Raw genomic sequence first — 20,369 nt, forward strand, 5'->3', positions numbered from 1 at the left:
CGATAAGCACGCCTTGAACCTTCGGCATTAGAACCTAATCCAGCTGGCTGCGAAAGGAAGTGCGCCGCTGGAGTACGTTAAATAATGGTGTAGCCATCATAGTGGTGACTATGGTCATCAGCACCAACACAGAGAACAGGTCTTCTTTGATCACGCCGTTTTGCAGCGCAATATTGAGCAAAATCAGTTCCATCATGCCACGTGCATTCATCAAAATACCTACAGCAAGCGCCATAGGGTGGTTTTCACCACAAAGCCGTGCAGCCAGATAACAGGCCACCGCCTTAGCAAAAATTGAGGCCGCAATCACAGCCAGCGCAATTTGCCATAAGGTGCCCTGAGCCAATACCGACAGATCGGTTTTTAAGCCGGACACGGTAAAAAATAGTGGCACCAGACCAATCAGCACCAAAGGCTGCAGGCGTTTAATTAAATGTTCAGCCAACAATCCACGAGGCATAGCCACACCTAATAAGAAGCCACCAAAAACTGCATGCAGGCCTATCCATTCGGTCGTGCTGACGCTTACCACCCACAAGACTAAAATTACCAGAAAGAGGCGGGGAGTAATACGTTGGTCGCGCTGGTACCAACTTTCCAGTTGAGCAGCATGTTTGCGCACCAGCGTCAGCATTAGAGCTGCAAAAATTACAGCACCTATCACAGCTTTATAAAATAAAGTGTCATCGCCGCCAAAACTTGCCAGCAACAAGGCCATCAAACACCAGGCTGCGACGTCATCAATAGCTCCGGCTGCCAGTACTAAGGTGCCTAATTTACTGTTGGCCAAGCCCTGTTCCTGGATCACCCGGGCCAGCATAGGAAAGGCTGTGATGGAAATGGAGGCTCCGAGAAATAATGCTGCTTCGGCCCAGCTCAGGTTATCCGCAAAAAGCCCACCGTAATTTAATAACCAGCTGGCCAATAAACAAGCCATAACAAAAGGCGCCACTATGCCAGAAGCGGAAATAGCCACAGCGCTGCGTGCCCTGGTTTTAAACATACTGGTATCAAATTCAAGGCCCACTAAAAACATATAAAGACCAATACCAATTTGGGCACATAAAGATAAAAAAGGACGGTATTCAGCTGAGAACAGCTGTTGCTGGAATTCCGGCGCTAAAGCACCAAATAAGGTAGGGCCTAACAAAATACCAGCGATCATTTCGCCAACTACTCTGGGTTGACCAACCTGAATCGCTAGCCAGCCGACGATTCGGGCTACAATCAGGATCACTAATAACTGAATAAAAAAGGCACTGACGCCTACTGGCATAGCTTCCACAACATGCTCCATGGCAATGTAAACAAAGTGCGCATTGTAGCTGGGGTATTGTGACAAAACCAAGACTATCGAAACCACACCCTTGTTTTATGCCATCTTCGATCCCATTGATCTATATCAGCTTAACCCTATGGATATTTGAGCGCCTTGCGTGAATTGTGATAGGGTATTTGCATTCTTTGCCGCAACACGGAGTTTCTTATGAAGATTAATATTGGTATTGAAGATGATGATCGTAAAGCCATTGCAGATGGTTTAGCTGTGTTATTGGCTGATACATATACTTTGTATCTGAAGACACATAATTATCACTGGAACGTCACAGGCCCTATGTTTCAGACGCTGCATGTTTTATTTGAAACTCAGTACACTGAGCTGTCGCTGGCGGTAGATTTAATCGCTGAACGTATTCGGGCCTTAGGTGAATTTGCGCCGGGTTCTTATAAAGAGTTTGCCAAGCTCACCAGCATTAAAGAAGCCGATGGTATTCCTGCCGCTCAGGATATGATTAAAGATCTGGTGAAAGGCCAGGAAGCTTTAGCAAAATCTGCGCGCGCCATAGTACCTGTAGCGGATAAAGCTTCAGACGAACCTACTCTGGATTTACTCACTCAGCGTATGCAGGTGCATGAAAAAAATGCCTGGATGCTTAGAAGCTTGTTAGGTTAACACTTTATAGAGTCCATATCGTTTCGAATAAAATCAAAGCCTGTCCGGTTCACTCCCGACAGGCTTTTTTTGCTTATCTTTGTTGTTCATCACTCAATTTTTATCAGGTATAAGCTGCGTATTTGGAAGTTATATTCGATTTTACCTTATATGTTTATCCAGCTTATGATGAGGTCGTTCCCTGAATAACCCGATATCAAGGCCAGATGCTGATATTAGGTTGAGCAGAACCAGTACGTACTTGTTGTGGTTATAAATCCGCCCTTTGCCCCTGTTACAGCAATGAAACAGGGGCTTTTTTAGCAACAAGAGTATTGAACTTAGTGGGATAGCTGAATTACAGAGGTTGTTATGAAACGTATAGTGCTATTTTTAATCACCAACTTAGCTGTGATGTTAGTGCTGAGTATCGTTTTAAGTATTGTGTTTAAGGTCTTTGGTATAGATAACCGTAGCATGGGAGGCTTGCTGATATTTGCTGCTGTGTTTGGTTTTGGTGGATCTTTTATCTCGTTAGCTATGTCGAAGTGGATGGCAAAACGCTCCACTGGTGCAGTAGTTATCACAGAACCTTCCAATGCGACCGAGCACTGGCTGGTCAGCACTGTGCAGCGTCAGGCGAAACAAGCTGGTATTGCTATGCCAGAAGTGGCTATCTACGACTCGCCTGAAATTAACGCCTTTGCTACGGGTATGAGCCGTAATAATGCGTTGGTAGCTGTTAGCACTGGTTTATTGCATGCGATGACGCAACAGGAGGCTGAGGCTGTACTGGCGCATGAAGTATCTCACGTCGCCAACGGCGATATGGTAACGCTGACGCTGATCCAGGGGGTAGTGAATACCTTCGTTATTTTCTTCGCCCGGGTTGTGGCTGGTATTATCGACAACTTCTTCCGCTCCAGTGACGAAGAACAAAGCCAGGGAGGAGGTCTGAGTTATATGATCACTGTATTTGTGCTGGAAATGATCTTTGGTGTGCTGGCGAGCATTATCGTAATGTGGTTCTCCCGTCAACGTGAATACAAAGCTGACGCCGGTGCTGCGCGTTTAGTTGGCTCAGCCAGCATGGTTGCGGCGTTACAGCGTTTAAAAGGAAACCATGAAAGCCAGTTACAAGGCTCCATGACCGCTTTTGGTTTAGCCACTAAACCCGCAGCTTCAGAGCTTTTTATGAGCCATCCGCCATTGGATAAACGTATTGCTGCTTTGCAAAGCCGTTCATTTGAAGGCTAACATCGAAGTTTAATTTTCCGTTCAGAACAGCGGCTCTGTGGTTTACTACAGAGTCGTTTTTCTTTTGGGCACGATTTATCTTTGCGCGGATAAGGAAAAACCTAAAAGTTACTTTACTACTATGGGCAAATCACTAAGATAAGTGCCATATCCACCGATGCTACTTAGTGACAAGGCAACTGTCGCTACTTTTGGAATAACCGGAGCTTAATACTGATTTATGGAAATTTTTATTCTTGTGGGTTTGATAGTGCTCAATGGTTTGTTTGCGATGTCAGAGATAGCTATTGTTACAGCGCGGAAATCCCGCTTAACGGCAATGGCACATAGTGGCAGCAGTACGGCTAAAGCGGCACTAAAACTTGCAGAAGACCCTACCCAGTTTTTATCAACAGTGCAAATAGGCATAACCTCTATCGGTATCCTCAACGGTATTTTTGGTGAGTCTATTCTGGCTGAGCCGTTATCCTTGTGGTTGCAGAGTTTTGGTATTTCAGCCGAGATCACCAGCGTGGTCTCTACTGTACTTGTGGTGATTATCGTCACTTATGTCTCTATTGTGATAGGTGAGCTGGTCCCTAAACGTATAGGCCAAATTAGCGCAGAAACTATAGCGTGTCTGGTGTCTAAACCTATGACTGTACTGGCTATTGCCACTAAACCTTTTGTTTGGATGTTATCGGGGTCTACCCATAGTCTGATGCGTGCATTGGGCTTTAATCACCAGACGGAAGACAATGTCACGCATGAAGATATTCAGGCCATGCTGCAGGAAGGTTCCTCCGCTGGTGTGATTGAACACAATGAACACGCCATGGTGAAAAACGTATTCCGTTTGGACGAACGTTCTATTTCTTCTTTAATGGTGCCACGTTCAGATATCGTATTTTTAGATGTCAGTGAGTCACTGGAAGACAATTTACGGGTCGTGATGCAGGCGCCACATTCACGTTTTCCGGTTTGTCGTAATAATCTTGACGATATAGTAGGGGTTGTGTCAGCCAAACAGCTGCTGGCGCAATCTATCTCGGGTAAAGAGATCCATATCGCCTCGCTAGTTAAACCTTGTAACTACGTGCCTGATAGTTTGTCCGGTATGGAGCTGCTGGAGCATTTCAGAACTAGCGGTTCGCAAATGGTATTTGTGGTGGACGAATACGGCGATCTAAAAGGGATGGTGACCTTACAGGACATGATGGACGCTTTAACCGGTGAGTTTGCTCAGGATGATGAAGATGATCAGATGGTGATCCGTCGTCAGGATGGTTCTTTATTACTCGACGGTTTAATTCCAATCATTGATTTAAAAGATGCGTTGGATATCAGAAAACTGCAGGACGAGGAAGAAGGGCGCTATCAAACCTTGAATGGTTTGCTGATGTACGAGTTGGGTAAAATTCCACAAACTGCGGATATTGTTGAGATTGCTGGCTGGCGTCTGGAAATTGTTGATATGGATGGCAAACGAGTGGATAAAGTACTGGCGCAAAAAATTCCGTACGAAGAATCCGAAGACGAGTTGCAAGATTAACCAGTACTTCCGTTATAAAGCAAAGCCCCTGACAGGGGCTTTTTAGTTTCAGAACCTTAGACTCTGAATACTTTGGCATTACTCAATAATTCAGCGGCAAGTAATTCCTGTTGTTTTGCTGTGATATGAAGCTCTGCCATCGCCTGTTCGGTATGAGCGGCCAAAGCTTGTACTGCACTCAGCTCGTCGCGCATTTGCCGATTCTGCTGCACTTGGTGCTCGCTGGCTAGGGCGATAGTGGATGTTGCAGTGCTCACTTGCGAAATCAGTTGTTTAATTTCACTTAACGACTGCTGTGCCTGTTCTGAGCCTACGACACAAAGCTCTGCGCTTTGTCGTTCTTTGGCTAAATCCAGCGCGGTTTCGTCCACTGTGCTCATCAGACGGTTCAGCATTTGCTGAATTTCCATGGTGGCCTGACGGGTGCTGCCTGATAAACGCCGTACTTCATCAGCTACGACTGCAAAACCACGGCCGTGTTCTCCCGCTCTGGCTGCTTCAATGGCAGCATTCAGGGCCAGCAGATTGGTCTGCTCTGAGATCCCTTGAATTGTATCCAGCACGGTAACTATGTCTGTAGCAGCAGAGCGCAGTTGGTCCATGCTGTGGCTGGAAGAGCTGACTTGGTCTGCCAGATGACGCATTGAGCTTGCCACTTTATCCACGGCCTGAAAACCTGCATCAGCTTGCTGGTTAGCATAATTCGCCTGTTCAGCGCTGATGCGTAGCTGTTCTGCCGATTGCTGTAGCTGCAGATCCAGCTGCTGTGATTGGTGTTGCAAGTCGCTGATCGCAGTACCTTGTTGCATAGCTGAACTTTTGCATTCCAGACTGATTTGCAAGTTCTGAGTTGCAGCAGAGGCGCTCTGTTCGGATGTACTGGTGAGTTTGGCGACGAGCGTGCCAAAAGAGCCAAATAACGTATTCAGCGCAACACCAATATCTGATAGCTCATCTCGAGTATTTAAATGAAAACGTGCAGATAAATCATGAAATTGTGCGGATTGTTCAATACGCTGATGCAAAGTCAGCATAGGTTTAGCAAAGCGCTGGGCTAATAAATACACCAGTGCTACGACCAGCACACCCAGAATCACTACAGCCACAAGAGTACTTAAAATCAGATTAGTTCGAATTGTACCGACCGCTTCCATACGTTCAGATAAGTCTTGCTGCACAATAAGAGCATACTGGTGATGGCCAATTTGCAGAGGACGCCAACTGATCAGGGACTCTATGCCTCGATAATCTTCAGCTTCGGCTACACCTGACTGGCCTGCTAAAGCATCTTTAATTTGCGGTAATCGAAGTGTAGCGTGACCACCTAAACCATAAGGCCCGGCTTTAAACTGTGGATACTCTGCAATGAAACGGGTTTTATCGGTTAAATAGGGGCGTAATTCCGTCACCAGTCTGTGTTCTTGATCCACCAGATACAAATCACCGGTCTGGCCTAACCCTAAATCCTGCCATTTTTGATTTCCGGTTATCAAATCTGTAAAACGACTGACAGGGTACTGAGCTATTAAAAAGCCCACCGGAGTGTCGCTGCTGTTTGGATGAAACACGGGTACACCAAAAAACAGCACTTGTTGTTGGAAAGAACCATTAAAGGCGCTGATGGCGGAGATTTGCAGACCTGCTTTAGGGTTTTGTTGTAAGCTTTTGGCAAGTTTTGCCAGTTCAGTGTCGGCAAAAGCGCCATTTTGTAAATTGCTGGCAAATACCGGGCCTTTATTAACGTTGTATAAAATGTCCAGACTGTTGGCATCTATCAACAGTAAATCCTGAAAGCCATAACGATCGACTATTTCCTTAAAGCTGCTGTGGTATTTTTTGTGCTGCTGACCATAAACGGAACCATCGCTGCGATCTTCCAGCAACTGCTGTTTGCCTAACGGTTGAGGATTTTCGGCCACATAAAACTTTTGCAGTAGCAAGGTCTCAAATTTGGCTTTCTCAAGCCAATCTTTGGTATTGATCGATAAGCCTTGGGTCTGAGTTTGGTAGTAGGGCTGATATTTAGTGCTGTACCAGGCATTCATTTGCTGCTTCAGACCATCCAGGTTAGGTGCTGAAACTTCGTACCTGTAGGAAACAAAAGGGTTTTTAAAGCTGTAAATGGCTTCTTGCGTCAGTCGGTTATGAGCCAATACGTTCAGTAACTGCTGCTGGCTGTTAAGTTGGGTTTGCAGCATAGTATGCCGGCTGGCGGCAAGAGCCTGAAATTGTTGTTCTGCACTCTGATAGACAGCGTCCGAGCTGTCTTGTAAAGCTAATAATCCGCTGGTACTGGCAGATAAAATCACGGCAATGATGGTAAGTACACCAGCTCCAATGGTTAGTTTTCTGGCGATATTCATACAACAGCTATCTCCACAAGGTTTCAGGCACAGGCAGAGTAGAGTTGGTTGGTTGCAGAATTATGACAATTCAGAAACCGTTGCCACGGCTGCTGAATTAACACGCTTCATATGGAATTTAAGTAATATGCTTATTCCTTTATGGAATGAAAAAGCTTTGCTAAGATAAACAATCTTTAATTCGGTCCACCAGTAGCGGTGATTTATGCAGCAGCCTGTCGTCCATGCTTTTTTCGAGCCCCAAAGCTTCACCTACAGTTATCTGGTGTGGGATCCTCTAAGCAAAGAGGCTGCGGTGATCGATCCGGTATTGGATTTTGATGCAGCCTCCGGTGCCACCAGCACAGGTTCTGCAGAGCAGATCATTGCTAAAGTCAAACAACATAACCTGACAGTACAGTGGTTGTTGGAAACTCATGTACATGCCGATCATCTGTCTGCGGCGGCTTTTCTGAAACAACAGCTGGGTGGCCTTAGTGCCATAGGTTCGCGCATAACTGAAGTACAACAGTTATTTACTCAGGTGTTTAATCTGAAGGACTTAAAACCTGACGGCTCGTCGTTTGATAAACTATTTGCTGATGGCGAGGAGTTTATACTCGGAACCATTCGCTGTTCTGTGTTACACACCCCAGGGCATACACCGGCCTGTGTCAGTTATTGTATCGGGGATGCAGTCTTTGTCGGTGACACTTTGTTTATGCCAGATTATGGCTCCGCGCGTTGTGATTTTCCGGGCGGTGACGCCGCAACCTTATACAACTCGGTTCAAAGGCTCTATCAGTTGCCGGAGCAAACCCGGATGTTTTTATGCCACGATTACAAAGCTCATGGCCGTGATGAGTTTGTGTGTGAAACCACTATAGCAGCGCAAAAGAAGCAGAATATCCATCTAAAACAAGGTACCAGTAAAAAGGACTTTGTTAGTATGCGCACGGCAAGAGATCAAACACTGAGCATGCCAAAGCTGATATTACCATCGGTGCAGGTCAATATGCGGGCAGGGCAGTTCCCTGCTGCAGAAGATAACGGCACTGTGTATTTAAAACTTCCGGTTAATCTATTCCGTTAAGGATCTTGTCAGAGGGTACAGTCTGATGCAGCTGTTGGTGGTGACGGATATTTTCGGTACTCAGCCTGAAGTGCTTTTGCAATTTGACCAGCTAGGTTTGGATTATCTGTGTGTGCAGCCTTATGAGCATCAGCCTCCATCTTTTACTGATGAGACTGCAGCCTATCAACATTTTCTTGCGCATGGTGGTCTTCAGGCTTATATCAAGAAACTAGGGGATGTGCTTAAAGCTCAGACAGAAGCTGTATTTTTAGTAGGTTTTAGTGCTGGTGCCGCAGCCTGCTGGGCGAATCTGGTGGTAGAGCATTTAACCATTGCACAGTGTGTTGGTTTTTATGGCGGCCAAATTCGTCAGATGACGCATCTAGAACCGCTTTACCCAACAGAGCTGATATTTGCCGAAGAAACACATTTTTCCGTGCTGGATGTGATGGATGATTTAGCAGGTAAAATGAACCTGCAACAAAGCCTTGTACCTTATTCTCATGGTTTTATGAATCTGTTGTCTAAGGGCTATCAGGTTGAAGCCGCCGGTGTTTATTGGGAAAAAATAAAGGCCGGATATTTATCCAGCCTTTAGTAGTCGGAATAGAGGGTTAGCTATTAACGCACGTTGGTGCTTTCGAAGATTTTATCTGCTGAAGCGGCAACAAAACCACCATACAGCTGGCCGTTGGCCATAGGGTAACGACGGGCAAATTCGTAGAAGCAACTAGGAATATTGCGAGTACCATCACTGAACTGAACCGGTGCTTCGTCCGCTAAAGTAGAAGATTGTTCCAGTAATACGTCTGGTGTACCTTTGATTTCTCCACCTGAGGTATTTAACGGAAAACCTGCATCTTTTAATGCCTGATTCACTGACTCTAAGGTTTCATAGTTGTTCAGTGCGTTGACGCTGACGGTAAAGTGGTTGGCACGGTAGCCCCAGACTGACATCCAGGCGGCATATTCACTTTCAGCTAATAAGGTTTCATAACTTTGCTGATCAATAGTCCAGTGACGGCCTGAATACAGGAAGTTATCAGCTGTGACCGCTTCTTCAGGGATTTGATCAACTAGTGTACGTACTATGCTTTGCAGCTTTTCAGAGCACTTTTCTAACAGCAATTCAGAGATGAATACTTTTGGCAGTGTTGGATCTTTATGCTCAAAGTGTTTGGCATAGAGTTTTTTCGCTTCAAAATGGTATTCACCACCTTCGGTATAGCCCAAAGCCAGCAGGTGAGCTGCCAGCTTGTCCAAACCTACTTTTTCGATGTTAAAAGTACGGAGTGCAATATGGTCATTGATCACGTCGTCTTGTTGTGACGAGCCTAAAATGGCATGAATTTTTTTTGCCGATGGGGTCACTTCCAGGTAGTTCGCCCACAGTTGGTTAAACAGTTCTTTCACATCAGTATGCATAACGAGTCCTGCTCTGTTGATTAGGGTATTCTCGCCGGCAAGTGTAATGACTATACCGGCTTATTGTTTTGATCTGGTTCAGTTTTATAGCACTAAACCCGGACTTAAGGTTGCGGGCAATACCACCTGATCGGCTTCAACTGAAGAGACCGGGTAGGCACAATAATCAGCAGCATAATAAGCACTGGCTCGGTGATTGCCGCTAGCGCCTATACCGCCAAAAGGTGCTGCACTGGAGGCTCCGGTAATGGGTTTGTTCCAGTTGACTATGCCTGCACGAATCTGCTTAAAAAACAGCTGATAATCATCAGCTGAATCCGCCAGTAAACCTGCAGATAAGCCATATTTGGTGTGATTCGCTTGCTGGATCGCCTGTTCGAAATCGTTGTATCGATAGACTTTTAACAGCGGACCAAAATGTTCTTCGTCCGGAATGCCGTTTACACCTGTCACATCCAGAATACCTGGCGTGGCATAAGCCCCATGAGTTTCAGGTAAAGTCAGTTCGACCAGTACTTTAGCGCCCATATCCACCAGCTGTTGCTGAGCTTTGGCCATACCTTCGGCCGCTTTGGCAGAAATCATCGCGCCGTAAAAAGGTTGTTCTGTGGCAAAAGGATCGGCTACACGAATGTTTTTAGTGGCAGCCACCAGCTCTGCCAAAATGGCATCGCCATTGGCGGTGTTGGGCACAAACAAGCGACGGGCGCAGGTGCAGCGTTGGCCTGAGCTGATAAAAGCTGACTGGATAATGTCATGCACCGCAGCTTTGATATTGGCAACATCCTTGATAATCAGTGGGTTGTTGCCACCCATTTCCAACGCCAGGATTTTACCTGGCTGACCGGCAAACTGTTGATGCAAGTAATGCCCTGTGCCTGAACTACCGGTAAAAAATAAGCCATCCAGCTCTGGATGCGCCGCCAGAGCTTTGCCTGTAGTGACTTCACCTTGTAACAAGGTCAGCACGCCTGCAGGTAAACCTGCCTGCTGCCATAACTGCACAGTGTATTCCGCCACTTTTGGAGTTAGCTCAGAGGGCTTAAATACCACTACGTTACCTGCGATCAAAGCCGGAACTATATGGCCGTTTGGTAAATGACCGGGGAAATTATAAGGACCAAATACCGCAACCACTCCATGGGGTTTATGGCGGATAAAGGCCTTTGCGCCAGGCATAGGGTTTTCCACAGTGCCAGTACGCTCTTCATGGGCGCGCTTGGATATAGCGATTTTGCCTATCATGGCCGCCACTTCTGTACGGCTTTCCCATAAGGCTTTGCCTGTTTCTTCGGCAATAGTGCGCGCCATGGTTTCGGTGTTTTCTTGCAGCAAAGCTGCAAATTTTTCAATCACAACCAGGCGCTCAGCCAGAGACAATGCCGACCACCGATAAAAAGCCTGACGCGCTACCAACAATGCCTGATGCACCTGCGCTTCGTCAGCACTATTGCCTTGCCAAATGGCTTTGCCTGTTGCCGGGTTTATGGATTCAAAGGCTAAACCAAAACCTGCTTGCCATTGGCCTTCGATAAACTGCACCGCAGCTTTTGTATTCACTTCGTTCATTTCACTGCCTTTTCTAAGGAGAGGTAACGTACAAAATCGCCATTACTGACCATCAAAGCTTCAGCTAATTCAGGGCTGATCAGCAGTTCGTGATTGTCATTCAGGGCAGCATTTTTACTAAATACAGCACGGAAATTGGCTGTCTGCGTATTGCAAATGGCAAGGGTCGCATTGCCTTCAACAGGTGCAACCCGTACTTTCATTTTGTGACTGTTACGCACTGACTTAATTTGTTTTAACTGACATTCCACCGTTGGACCACCGTCGAATAAATCAACATAACCACGGTGGAAAAAACCTTCGTTTTCCAGAAGAGCTAACGCAGGTTTAGTGTTTTCATGCACTTCACCTATCACTTGTTGTGCAGATTCAGGCAACAAGCTGACATAAATAGGATGGCGCGGCATCAGATCGGCAATAAAGCCTTTGTTACCAACACCAATCATATAATCGGCGGTAGGGAAGTCGATGCTAAAGAAGTACGACTGCAGCCATTTCCAGAAGGGGGGTAAACCCGAGTCATCGGCGACGCCGCGCATTTCTGCGATCACCATTTTGGAGAAACGCTTTGGATGCTCAGCCATAAATAAAAAGCGCACTTTGGATAAAAAGCGGCCGTTTAAGCCCTGGCGGTAAGGTTCCCGTAAAAACAGCGTACAAATCTCAGATACTCCTGTGTAGTCGTTACACATGGTCAGCACTTCAACTTGTTTGAATACATCCAACTCTTTGGAGTGATGCACTACGGTACTTTTATGGAAATGGTACAAGGGGTTTTCCAGGCCAACCGAGGCTTCTATCCCTGAGGTGCCGACTATTTCACCTGTGCTGGTATCTTCCAAGACAAACAGATAACCCTGATCGCCCATGGCCTCAACGGCAGTTGCGAAACTTTGCTCTGAACGGGCAATTTTCGCCTGCAATTTCTGCTCATTGACCGGCAAAGAGGTAAAACCTGCACCTGATTCAATCGCGATTTGCATCAGGACAGGGTAATCCGATTGTCGGATAGGACGGATCAACAACATAAATTCAGTATTCCTGCGTAGTTCTTGTTTTTATGAAAGTTTTTGACAAAAATCGGGGAACTGAATCAGCTCCCCGCACAAGGCTTAAGCCTGTACCATCTTAGCGACAGCTTTTTCAAGACGTTTGAAACCTTCAGCTATATCGGCTTCCGGAATGATCAGTGACGGAGTCATACGAATAACACTGTAGCCAGCGACTAACATCATTAAACCTTCATCAGCTGCGGCCAGCATAAAGTCACGGGCTTTGCCCTGATACTTATCATTCAGTGCCGCACCTATTAACAGGCCCTGACCGCGAATTTCACTGAACACATCGTATTTAGCATTTATAGCTGTTAAACCTTCACGGAATAATTGTTCACGCTGTTTTACGCCATTTAACACTTCAGGCGTGTTGACTGTATCAAAAGCAGCGATACCTACAGCACAAGCCAGTGGATTACCACCGTAAGTCGAACCGTGTGTGCCTACGACTAAATGTTTTGCAATAGCAGTGGTGGTCAGCATTGCGCCAATAGGGAAACCGCCACCTAAGGCTTTGGCCGTGGTCAGAATATCTGGGACTACACCTAAACCCATATAGGCGTATAACTCGCCAGTGCGGCCTACACCTGATTGCACTTCGTCAAAAATCATCAGTGCATTATGCTTTTTACATAAAGCAGCCACACCCTGGATAAATTCCTTAGTTGGGGTGATGATGCCGCCTTCACCTTGCAACGGCTCTAACATCACAGCACAGGTGTTGTCAGAAATCAGTGCTTCAAAACTCGCCAGATTATTATATTCAGCATGCACTATATCAGCTGGTTTAGGACCAAACCCATCTGAATAGGCAGGTTGGCCACCTACAGTTACAGTAAAGAAAGTACGGCCGTGGAAACCTTGTTTGAAGGCAATAATTTGGGTTTTATGTTCACCCACTTCATTTTTAGCCCAGCGACGAGCCAGCTTTAAGGCGGCTTCGTTCGCTTCAGCTCCTGAATTGGCAAAGTAGACTTTTTCAGCAAAGGTAGCATTAACCAGTTTTTGCGCCAGAATAAGAGCTGGCTCGTTGGTCATCACGTTTGATAAATGCCATAACTTGTCAGCCTGCTCTTTTAAAGCACCCACTAGTGCAGGATGGCAATGACCTAAACAGTTCACGGCTATACCGCCGGCGAAGTCGATAAACTCGCGGCCGTTTTGATCCCATACTCTGGAGCCCAAACCTTTGGCCGGGATCACTGCAGATGGTGCGTAGTTAGGAACCATGACTTCATCGAATAAAGATCTGCTGACTTGCATTGACATTCTACCTTAATACTTTGTGTTAACGCCCCTGAAACACAGGGGACAAAAGAAATTTCATTTATTATATTGGCCAGACTTACCAATATGCAGTAGCATTATTAACAATATTTCAGTTAATTCTGTCATTTTGATAAGGCGATTGAGCATAATGATAAGTTCTGATGACGAAAAACTACTGGGCATGTTACGGCGTAACGCCAGAGCAAGTATTTCTGATTTAGCTAGGGCCTTAAATGTCTCGCGTAGCACAGTACAAAACCGCCTGCATAAACTGGAACAAAGCGGTGTGGTCAAAGGTTATGTAGTGGAATACGGTAGCGCATTTTTAAGCCAGTTAGTCTCAGCCCATGTGGCTATTAAAGTACGACAAAAGTTGACGACAAAAACCAATGTAGAGTTAAAGCAAATCAGCCAGATCTCTGAGCTCTATGCCATCAGTGGTGAGTACGATCTGATAGCGGTAGTTCAGGCGCAAAGTACAGAGCAGTTAAGTCACATTTTGGATGAAATTGGTAATCTGGACGGGGTAGAGCGCACTAACTCTTCGGTCATTCTGGAGACTAAATTCAAAAGATAAGGCTGGAAAGAGCCATTTTCAGGTCTGACCAGCATTAAATGATCGTCATTTAACCACACTTTGACCTTTGTGTGGTTGCTGCATCAGTCAGACCTGCTATGATCGGCCGCAGTTGAGCCAACAGGCTAGTCTCGAGAGATCCCCATGAGTACAAAACAACCTCTTTATACCTCTTACGCAGGTCCAGCTTTATTAGAAACTCCTTTGTTAAATAAAGGCAGCGCTTTTACCAGAGAAGAGCGTATAGCCTTTAACCTGATTGGTTTATTGCCTCCACGTTACGAAACTATTGAACAGCAACTGGCCCGTGCTTATATGCAGTATTCCAGCTTCGCTGAACCCATCAACAAACATATTTATCTGCGTGCTATTCACGATAAAAACGAAACGTTGTTTTATCGTCTGGTGAAAGAGCATCTGGAAGAAATGATCCCGGTGATTTATACGCCAACAGTAGGGGATGCCTGTGAGCGCTTCTCGGCTATTTATCGCAGCGCCCGTGGTATTTTTGTCTCCTACAGCGAACGTGAGCATATGGATGACATACTGCGCAGCGTCACTAAGAAAAAAGTCAAAGTCATAGTAGTTACAGACGGCGAACGTGTACTGGGTTTAGGTGACCAGGGCGTTGGCGGTATGGGTATTTCCATCGGCAAGTTATCTTTGTATACAGCCTGTGGTGGTATCAGCCCAGCTTATACCTTACCAGTGATGTTGGATGTGGGTACCAATAACGAAAAACTGTTGAATGACCCTGTCTATATGGGATCTAAACATAAACGTATTACCGGCGAAGAGTACGATGCTTTTATCGACCAGTTTATGAAAGCGGTAAAACGCCGTTGGCCTGAAGCTTTGGTGCAATTTGAGGACTTCGCTCAGCCTAACGCTATGCCTATTTTAAAACGCTACCGTGAAGAATACTGTTGTTTTAACGATGATATTCAGGGCACAGCTGCCGTGACTGTAGGCTCTTTATTAGCCGCTTGTCGCAGTAAAGGTGTAAAACTGTCATCACAAAAAGTGGTCTTTGTTGGGGCTGGTTCGGCCGGTTGTGGTATTGCAGAACAAATTATCAGCCAAATGAAAACCGAAGGTTTGGATGACGCAACTGCCCGCAAACAAGTCTACATGGTTGACCGTTTTGGTTTATTAACCGAAGGCATGGCTGATTTACGTGATTTCCAAGAAGCTCTGATGCAGAAAAAATCAGATTTGGCAGACTGGGCATACAGTGGAGACTATGCTTCTTTATTGGATGTGATGAATTGCGCTAAACCGGATATCTTAATTGGTGTGTCTGGCCAACCAGGTTTGTTCACTGAACAAGTGATCACAGCGATGAAAAAACACTGCGAACTGCCAATTATTTTCCCGTTGAGCAATCCGTCTAAACAAGTGGAAGCAACGCCTGAACAAGTGATTAAGTGGACAGAGGGTAAAGTGATTATCGCTACCGGCAGTCCATTTAAGCCTGTAACTTATAAAGGCCAGACCTACCATATTGCGCAGTGTAATAACTCGTACATTTTCCCAGGTATTGGTTTGGGTGTGGTTGCGGTGAAAGCCAGTCGCATAAGCGATGACATGTTACGTATTGCCAGCGAAACCTTGGCCGCGGCGTCGCCATTAGCCAACACAGGGCAGGGATCCTTACTGCCGGCTTTGTCTGAACTGTCTGAGCTAAGTAAAAAAATCGCCTTCGAAGTGGCTAAAATTGCACAAAAGCAAGGCTTGGCGCTGGAGATCAGTGACGATGAATTACTACAAAAAATTGAACGCAATTTCTGGAAACCAGAATACCGCGAATATAAACGCGTCAGTGGTCATTAAAATCGGTCATTAAGTTTTCTATTTTTCATTATAGAAACTAAATGAAAAGTTGGTTTAATCAATACCTTAGCGATTAAACCAACTTTTTTTGTTTTTCCCTCCAACTATTTATTCAGCAGCTCCGACTTAGTTATAACTGAATCACAGGAGCTTGTTATGAAATTCCAAAAATCATTTACCTTTACGCTGTTATCAGCAGCTATTGCAATCACTGTTGGCTGCACAGCTCAGGCTGAAACCGCATCGGCAAACGTCGCTGCTGTACCGCTGCAAATTGCTTATATTAAGAACTGCAAAGTTGTACAACAGCGCGCTATGACCACAGATGAATTCGAGGCTTACCAACGTTTAGAAGCTGTTGAGCAACAAATGGAAGAGTTGAATTTACCTTTAAAAGCATTTGAAGCAGAAATGGAGCAGCACGGCGAACGTATGGCTGAGCTTTCAGATCTTGTGCATCAGGAAGATGAACACAGTATTCGGATAGATAAAGTTAAAATGGCTGAACAACACAAATTAGCCGAAGAAATCCAGGAAATCACAGAACGCCACAGACCACATTTCGCAGCCTTAGAGCAAAAAGGTGATGAAATCAGCGACATAGCCAATGACTTTACCGACTTGTTGGAAAAGTCAGCGCCAGCCGGTGGTTTTGATCATATTCAGGTGATATCAGATTCAGGCAAAACAACCGAATGTTACGATGGCGGTATTAAACTGATTTCCCGCAATTAATCTTCATCTTGATCAGGAAACCATATGCGTTGATGCGTATGGTTTTCCTGCTTAGCTTGGGCATGTGTTCTAATTAATGAGTTTAACGCTGTAAATAAAGGTTTATATCGGAAGTAATAGTATATAAGCAGCAGGACAGCAGCCACACAAAAATCTGATATCTGATTGATAAATATGGGTATATCCTCTTTACCTTAAATACACAAAGTGTCACATAATGATTATTATGTTAAATTGAATATTAGACTGATGCGGCAGCATCACTGTTCTGAGGCGTTCCCATCAGCCTAATGTCAGGCTGACTACTGCCACTGCCGTGGCTATCCTCTTTAGGAAGTTTGTTAACGCTTCCTGTATGACTGGGTTTTTACTTCTCTCTATGTCTAGTTTGACAAGCACTTCGCCAATATCTAAACCGCATTGTTCAGCGACAGACAAACCTTGTTCAGGTGTTAAGTGCCGTCTTCCAGCTTTTATGTGAGCAATATTCCCTTGATTTGCACCGTCAATTAACGCAGCAACTTCAGAATCTTTGGTTAGCCCTTTTTTTTCTTTTAACTGGGTGATTAGCCAGTAGCTGTAGTTCTCTACCATTTGCCTAGCCTCTTGAATTTTCGCTGATTCTAGCACACTCAAAAAATGTCACGCTTGACATACTTGATTTAGTCGATCATCATAAAAATATGTCAACAATGACATATCCATTTGTTAACTACTTTCGCAAATGCAGGGACTCGATATGGACATGTGCTTAACCGTTTCTGAGTGGCTTTCACTTGATTGGGTGTTTTACCCGATAGCCATTTCTTTAGGTTTTGTCTTTGGCTTCTATACCTCTAAAGCCCTGCAAACTCAAAAACACACGCTGTCTTGTGAATTCGTCTCTAAGGCCCGTAAATGATTGATATGGTCGCCATCAGCATTTTCTTTCAGTCCAAAGTGGTGAACGAAACCCCTGTTCAAAACTTTGTAGACGAACACATGCTTATGCGTGAATACGGTATTTCCATGGACGGCCAAGTGTATTGGGAAGATGGAAAAGCAGTTCACCAACGCTTACACCATAAATTCGAGTCTATCCCAAGCCATAACGCCACACTGGCTTTTAAAATCGTCAACGGCACTGACTTTAGAAACTATCCGTATTTAAAAATCGTCGGCAATCCGGCAAAGCTGCTGCAAGGCCATAACGTGTACGGCTCAGACAATATTGAAATGTGTGTCATGGCCGTAGTCGATTGCTTCGCCCTTGCCTATCCAGAACTCGCAGAAGTTTTAGACTGGTTTAGTGCTGTCATTGATTACTTTGATATCACCTACACAGCTCACTGTGAAAATGACCATCAGGCCAGACAGGTCATGGATATTTTGAAAAACGTCAAAAACCGCCAGACAAAGCCCAGTTATTGCCCTTATGAAGAAACCACGTACTGGAACAAAGGCAGCGAATGCCGTGTTTTAAAGGCTTACCTGAAATCCATTGAAGTACAAAAGCAGATTGAAGAAGCCACCAGGCGATTAGCCCGGTTACATCCCAATCAGCAGAAAACCAGTCATTTAGCCCGTCAAATACAGGAAATGACCAGACCAGAAGTTTTGAAATTTGCAGACGGTGCTGTCCGCTTTGAAGCCCGTGTATTCGCAGGTTGGATGAAAGAAAAAGGTGTGCACTGCTCCCTTGCTCTAATTACTGATCCCGAACTTCAGAAAAAAGACCCCGACATAATACCGCGCCTTTGGCGCTTAGCATTTAAAGACGTTTTCGCGTCTTTTGAAGGTGCCACTATGAACGCCTACGACACATCAGAAGTTCACGATAACTTGCGTGCCGCATATTTCAGAACCACCAACAAAGGCAACATCAGCTACAGCAAGGCAGACCGCCTTTTTGTTCTGTATCGCGCCATTGTTAACGATGGTTTTGAGCAGACAAAAGCACGCTTTCCGCGCAACACATGGAGCCGCATTTTAAAGGACTTAACTGACGCTGGCCTGTCCTTGGCTCAGCTTCAAAACCTCAACGGCTTAACCTCCAATGTCGTTCCGCTCATTCAAATGATTACGGTCAATTTCGACCAACAACACCCTGCTGGATATGTTGAGCCTAAACCAATGAGACAGCAGATTTTACAACACTCAGCGCTTGCGCTTGCTTCCTGATAAGGGGAACTAACTATGTCAGAACTACTGAACATTCCTACATTTCAAGGCTTAACAGTAAACGGAAAACTTTTAGGAACCCGTATCCAAAAAAGCAAACCTGATGCCAACGGCCAAACCCGAAATACGCTCTATTGCGGTATTGAAGTTGAAAAAACCAACTCGTATGGCGCTTCTGAATCTGTCATTTTTGACATTGTGATCAGCGAAAACCTGATTAAAGCCGGCATTCCAGCCAAGCTCGCATTGATGAATGACACTCAGGTCAGTCTGCCTATCTGGAACCGTGTTTGGCAGGGTACAAAAAGTGCTGGTGTAACGATGTATTTAGCGAACGAAGTAGAAGCACTTTTTAAATAACTCCGAAACTATCCTTCCCTACGCCCCTGCCTGCCTCTTTAGAGGTAGGTAGGGGTTTAGGGAAGATGGAGCAAATACCATGGAAATTATCCAACTTGACCCTGCACAAATGCAGCACTTCACAGATTTAGCGAATAACGCTGTGAATGCGATCGTCATGGCCTTAGCCATTGTCTGCTTTTGGCTTGGCCTGAATTCATGGGAGCCGTCAGCAAAATGATAACTCCCGTTGATACCGTCAGCATTCTTTTGGGTGCTGGCTTGATGGGTTGGCTCATGGGGGCCGCCCTTTACTCTTTCAGACGCTTTGTTTGGAAGGCTCTTAACTAAAAAGAAGGAAATTGTTATGAAAAACCAAAACGCCGTTGTGAAACCGCGTCATAAAGCACTGTTAGTGGGTGCTGTTGTATTAGGCTCTATCGCTCAGGCTCATGCAGCGTTACCACAAGCTGTTACTGATGCCTTTAACGCTGTTTCTTCTGATGTCGCTGACATGGGTGATTTAGCGTGGCCTTTGGCTGTTTCCGTGCCTTAATCGGTATCGGTATTGGCCTGTTTAAAAAGTTTGTTGGTAAAGCAGCAAGCTAAGAAAAAAGAGGCCATCAGTTATGAAGTTCGGACTTCCTGCCAAGTTAGCCATCATCTTAATGGTGGCCTCTCCCTTTGCTTACGCTGAGTTTGAATGCTTACCTTTAGCTGGAACAACTCTGTTTATGTCTGTGTCTGGTGCTAATGGATGCCCTCAGCGCTCTTTTAAGCTAGTTAACGGTACTCAATGTGAAGTTGTATTGCATCATCCTCAATGTAATGGTGTTGAAGGTGAATGGTTCGCAACCTACAGATACACAGGCTCGGTTTTTAACCAGAATCCTACAGACCCTGATAATCCATCTAATCCAGTACCTGATGATTTGTCTGAAATACGTCAGCCAAGGCAATATGTCGGTGAAGATGCAGCAAATTTTAGTAATGCTCAGTATTATTCAGAAAATTCTCTGCTTGCAGCTACTAGCGTTATTTTTAGAAATCAAAACTCTCTTTATCAAAATATTGCTGATAGATTGTCAAATCATGATCAGGACATTAAATCTTCACTTCAAAACAATGTTTCAGCCGTAAATTCTTTAGGTGCTAATTTTTCAACGTCTTTGGATAGATTTGATGCTTCAAATAAAGCTTTTCATGAAAAAACATATGAAGCACAAGCTTTAGCTCAGCAATCCCTTGATAATTTACCTAACCTTTCGT

19 protein-coding genes are annotated in these 20,369 nt (G+C 45.1%); 12 read left to right on the top strand and 7 right to left on the bottom strand.

The annotated features are described in order from the left end of the window. Positions 1 to 34 precede the first annotated feature (34 nt). Positions 35 to 1,276 carry a cation:proton antiporter gene (locus WH43_RS17535; protein WP_053425903.1) on the bottom strand — a complete coding sequence of 414 codons (1,242 nt, stop codon included), beginning with the start codon at positions 1,274 to 1,276 and terminating at the stop codon, positions 35 to 37. 210 nt (positions 1,277 to 1,486) lie between these two features. Between WH43_RS17535 and WH43_RS17540 the strand changes: the two genes are divergently transcribed. From WH43_RS17540 to WH43_RS17550, 3 genes are all read left to right on the top strand, one after another. Further along, positions 1,487 to 1,954, top strand: a complete 468-nt coding sequence (locus tag WH43_RS17540; RefSeq protein ID WP_053425867.1) for a Dps family protein — start codon at positions 1,487 to 1,489, stop codon at positions 1,952 to 1,954. Between the two features lie 351 nt (positions 1,955 to 2,305). Then, on the top strand, positions 2,306 to 3,190 hold the full coding sequence (gene htpX / locus WH43_RS17545) for a protease HtpX (protein WP_053425868.1): 885 nt from the start codon (positions 2,306 to 2,308) through the stop codon (positions 3,188 to 3,190). Between the two features lie 220 nt (positions 3,191 to 3,410). Then, positions 3,411 to 4,721: a hemolysin family protein gene (locus WH43_RS17550; protein ID WP_053425869.1), complete on the top strand. Its 1,311-nt coding sequence runs from the start codon at positions 3,411 to 3,413 to the stop codon at positions 4,719 to 4,721. Between the two features lie 56 nt (positions 4,722 to 4,777). On the opposite strand, the gene WH43_RS17555 is transcribed toward WH43_RS17550, so the two are convergent. Then, positions 4,778 to 7,084 (bottom strand): methyl-accepting chemotaxis protein, encoded by a 2,307-nt coding sequence (locus tag WH43_RS17555; protein ID WP_053425870.1) that lies wholly within the window; start codon positions 7,082 to 7,084, stop codon positions 4,778 to 4,780. Between the two features lie 205 nt (positions 7,085 to 7,289). On the opposite strand from WH43_RS17555, the gene WH43_RS17560 reads away from it, so the two are divergent. Both WH43_RS17560 and WH43_RS17565 read left to right on the top strand, forming a co-directional pair. Further along, a complete protein-coding gene (locus tag WH43_RS17560) occupies positions 7,290 to 8,156 on the top strand; it encodes an MBL fold metallo-hydrolase (protein WP_053425871.1) in 867 nt (288 codons plus the stop codon). 25 nt (positions 8,157 to 8,181) lie between these two features. After that, positions 8,182 to 8,736, top strand: a complete 555-nt coding sequence (locus WH43_RS17565; RefSeq protein WP_053425872.1) for a dienelactone hydrolase family protein — start codon at positions 8,182 to 8,184, stop codon at positions 8,734 to 8,736. Between the two features lie 23 nt (positions 8,737 to 8,759). Here the strand turns inward: WH43_RS17565 and WH43_RS17570 are convergent, their stop codons facing one another. The 4 genes from WH43_RS17570 to WH43_RS17585 all read right to left on the bottom strand — a co-directional run bounded on the left by WH43_RS17570 (position 8,760) and on the right by WH43_RS17585 (position 13,450). After that, positions 8,760 to 9,563, bottom strand: coding sequence for a DUF1338 domain-containing protein (locus WH43_RS17570; protein ID WP_053425873.1), 804 nt, complete (start codon positions 9,561 to 9,563; stop codon positions 8,760 to 8,762). Positions 9,564 to 9,647: 84 nt separating this feature from the next. Next, on the bottom strand, positions 9,648 to 11,132 hold the full coding sequence (gene astD / locus WH43_RS17575) for a succinylglutamate-semialdehyde dehydrogenase (RefSeq protein ID WP_152342891.1): 1,485 nt from the start codon (positions 11,130 to 11,132) through the stop codon (positions 9,648 to 9,650). Then, positions 11,129 to 12,160 (bottom strand): arginine N-succinyltransferase, encoded by a 1,032-nt coding sequence (astA, locus tag WH43_RS17580; RefSeq protein WP_053425874.1) that lies wholly within the window; start codon positions 12,158 to 12,160, stop codon positions 11,129 to 11,131. The genes astD and astA overlap by 4 nt, the downstream gene beginning before the upstream one ends. 84 nt (positions 12,161 to 12,244) lie before the next feature. Continuing rightward, complete coding sequence (locus WH43_RS17585) at positions 12,245 to 13,450, bottom strand: aspartate aminotransferase family protein (protein WP_053425875.1); 1,206 nt, start codon at positions 13,448 to 13,450, stop codon at positions 12,245 to 12,247. Between the two features lie 154 nt (positions 13,451 to 13,604). Between WH43_RS17585 and WH43_RS17590 the strand changes: the two genes are divergently transcribed. The 3 genes from WH43_RS17590 (at position 13,605) to WH43_RS17600 (ending at position 16,601) form a co-directional block, all read left to right on the top strand. Beyond that, positions 13,605 to 14,033, top strand: a complete 429-nt coding sequence (locus tag WH43_RS17590) for an Lrp/AsnC family transcriptional regulator (RefSeq protein WP_053425876.1) — start codon at positions 13,605 to 13,607, stop codon at positions 14,031 to 14,033. 144 nt (positions 14,034 to 14,177) lie between these two features. Continuing rightward, positions 14,178 to 15,866 (top strand): NAD-dependent malic enzyme, encoded by a 1,689-nt coding sequence (locus WH43_RS17595; protein WP_053425877.1) that lies wholly within the window; start codon positions 14,178 to 14,180, stop codon positions 15,864 to 15,866. A gap of 156 nt (positions 15,867 to 16,022) precedes the next feature. Continuing rightward, positions 16,023 to 16,601, top strand: a complete 579-nt coding sequence (locus WH43_RS17600) for a hypothetical protein (RefSeq protein ID WP_053425878.1) — start codon at positions 16,023 to 16,025, stop codon at positions 16,599 to 16,601. A gap of 282 nt (positions 16,602 to 16,883) precedes the next feature. On the opposite strand, the gene WH43_RS17605 is transcribed toward WH43_RS17600, so the two are convergent. Continuing rightward, entirely contained in the window at positions 16,884 to 17,195 is a 312-nt protein-coding gene (locus WH43_RS17605; protein WP_053425879.1) for a hypothetical protein, read from the bottom strand. 303 nt (positions 17,196 to 17,498) lie between these two features. On the opposite strand from WH43_RS17605, the gene WH43_RS17610 reads away from it, so the two are divergent. The 4 genes from WH43_RS17610 (at position 17,499) to WH43_RS17620 (ending at position 19,656) form a co-directional block, all read left to right on the top strand. After that, positions 17,499 to 18,761 (top strand): phage/plasmid replication protein, II/X family, encoded by a 1,263-nt coding sequence (locus WH43_RS17610; protein WP_053425880.1) that lies wholly within the window; start codon positions 17,499 to 17,501, stop codon positions 18,759 to 18,761. Positions 18,762 to 18,776: 15 nt separating this feature from the next. After that, complete coding sequence (locus tag WH43_RS17615) at positions 18,777 to 19,121, top strand: DNA-binding protein (RefSeq protein WP_053425881.1); 345 nt, start codon at positions 18,777 to 18,779, stop codon at positions 19,119 to 19,121. A gap of 79 nt (positions 19,122 to 19,200) precedes the next feature. After that, positions 19,201 to 19,341: a hypothetical protein gene (locus tag WH43_RS20935; RefSeq protein ID WP_286049996.1), complete on the top strand. Its 141-nt coding sequence runs from the start codon at positions 19,201 to 19,203 to the stop codon at positions 19,339 to 19,341. A 126-nt stretch (positions 19,342 to 19,467) separates the two neighbouring features. Next, positions 19,468 to 19,656: a major coat protein gene (locus WH43_RS17620; protein WP_053425882.1), complete on the top strand. Its 189-nt coding sequence runs from the start codon at positions 19,468 to 19,470 to the stop codon at positions 19,654 to 19,656. Positions 19,657 to 20,369: the final 713 nt, after the last annotated feature.

Source organism: Rheinheimera sp. KL1 (genome assembly GCF_001275035.1).
GTDB lineage: Bacteria > Pseudomonadota > Gammaproteobacteria > Enterobacterales > Alteromonadaceae > Pararheinheimera > Pararheinheimera tangshanensis.

Bases quoted from the DNA above. Each gene is read 5' to 3' on its own strand.
- WH43_RS17535 (WP_053425903.1), bottom strand. From the start codon at position 1,276: ATGCCAGTAGGCGTCAGTGCCTTTTTTATTCAGTTATTAGTGATCCTG.
- WH43_RS17540 (WP_053425867.1), top strand. From the start codon at position 1,487: ATGAAGATTAATATTGGTATTGAAGATGATGATCGTAAAGCCATTGCA.
- htpX (WP_053425868.1), top strand. From the start codon at position 2,306: ATGAAACGTATAGTGCTATTTTTAATCACCAACTTAGCTGTGATGTTA.
- WH43_RS17550 (WP_053425869.1), top strand. From the start codon at position 3,411: ATGGAAATTTTTATTCTTGTGGGTTTGATAGTGCTCAATGGTTTGTTT.
- WH43_RS17555 (WP_053425870.1), bottom strand. From the start codon at position 7,084: ATGAATATCGCCAGAAAACTAACCATTGGAGCTGGTGTACTTACCATC.
- WH43_RS17560 (WP_053425871.1), top strand. From the start codon at position 7,290: ATGCAGCAGCCTGTCGTCCATGCTTTTTTCGAGCCCCAAAGCTTCACC.
- WH43_RS17565 (WP_053425872.1), top strand. From the start codon at position 8,182: ATGCAGCTGTTGGTGGTGACGGATATTTTCGGTACTCAGCCTGAAGTG.
- WH43_RS17570 (WP_053425873.1), bottom strand. From the start codon at position 9,563: ATGCATACTGATGTGAAAGAACTGTTTAACCAACTGTGGGCGAACTAC.
- astD (WP_152342891.1), bottom strand. From the start codon at position 11,132: ATGAACGAAGTGAATACAAAAGCTGCGGTGCAGTTTATCGAAGGCCAA.
- astA (WP_053425874.1), bottom strand. From the start codon at position 12,160: ATGTTGTTGATCCGTCCTATCCGACAATCGGATTACCCTGTCCTGATG.
- WH43_RS17585 (WP_053425875.1), bottom strand. From the start codon at position 13,450: ATGCAAGTCAGCAGATCTTTATTCGATGAAGTCATGGTTCCTAACTAC.
- WH43_RS17590 (WP_053425876.1), top strand. From the start codon at position 13,605: ATGATAAGTTCTGATGACGAAAAACTACTGGGCATGTTACGGCGTAAC.
- WH43_RS17595 (WP_053425877.1), top strand. From the start codon at position 14,178: ATGAGTACAAAACAACCTCTTTATACCTCTTACGCAGGTCCAGCTTTA.
- WH43_RS17600 (WP_053425878.1), top strand. From the start codon at position 16,023: ATGAAATTCCAAAAATCATTTACCTTTACGCTGTTATCAGCAGCTATT.
- WH43_RS17605 (WP_053425879.1), bottom strand. From the start codon at position 17,195: ATGGTAGAGAACTACAGCTACTGGCTAATCACCCAGTTAAAAGAAAAA.
- WH43_RS17610 (WP_053425880.1), top strand. From the start codon at position 17,499: ATGATTGATATGGTCGCCATCAGCATTTTCTTTCAGTCCAAAGTGGTG.
- WH43_RS17615 (WP_053425881.1), top strand. From the start codon at position 18,777: ATGTCAGAACTACTGAACATTCCTACATTTCAAGGCTTAACAGTAAAC.
- WH43_RS20935 (WP_286049996.1), top strand. From the start codon at position 19,201: ATGGAAATTATCCAACTTGACCCTGCACAAATGCAGCACTTCACAGAT.
- WH43_RS17620 (WP_053425882.1), top strand. From the start codon at position 19,468: ATGAAAAACCAAAACGCCGTTGTGAAACCGCGTCATAAAGCACTGTTA.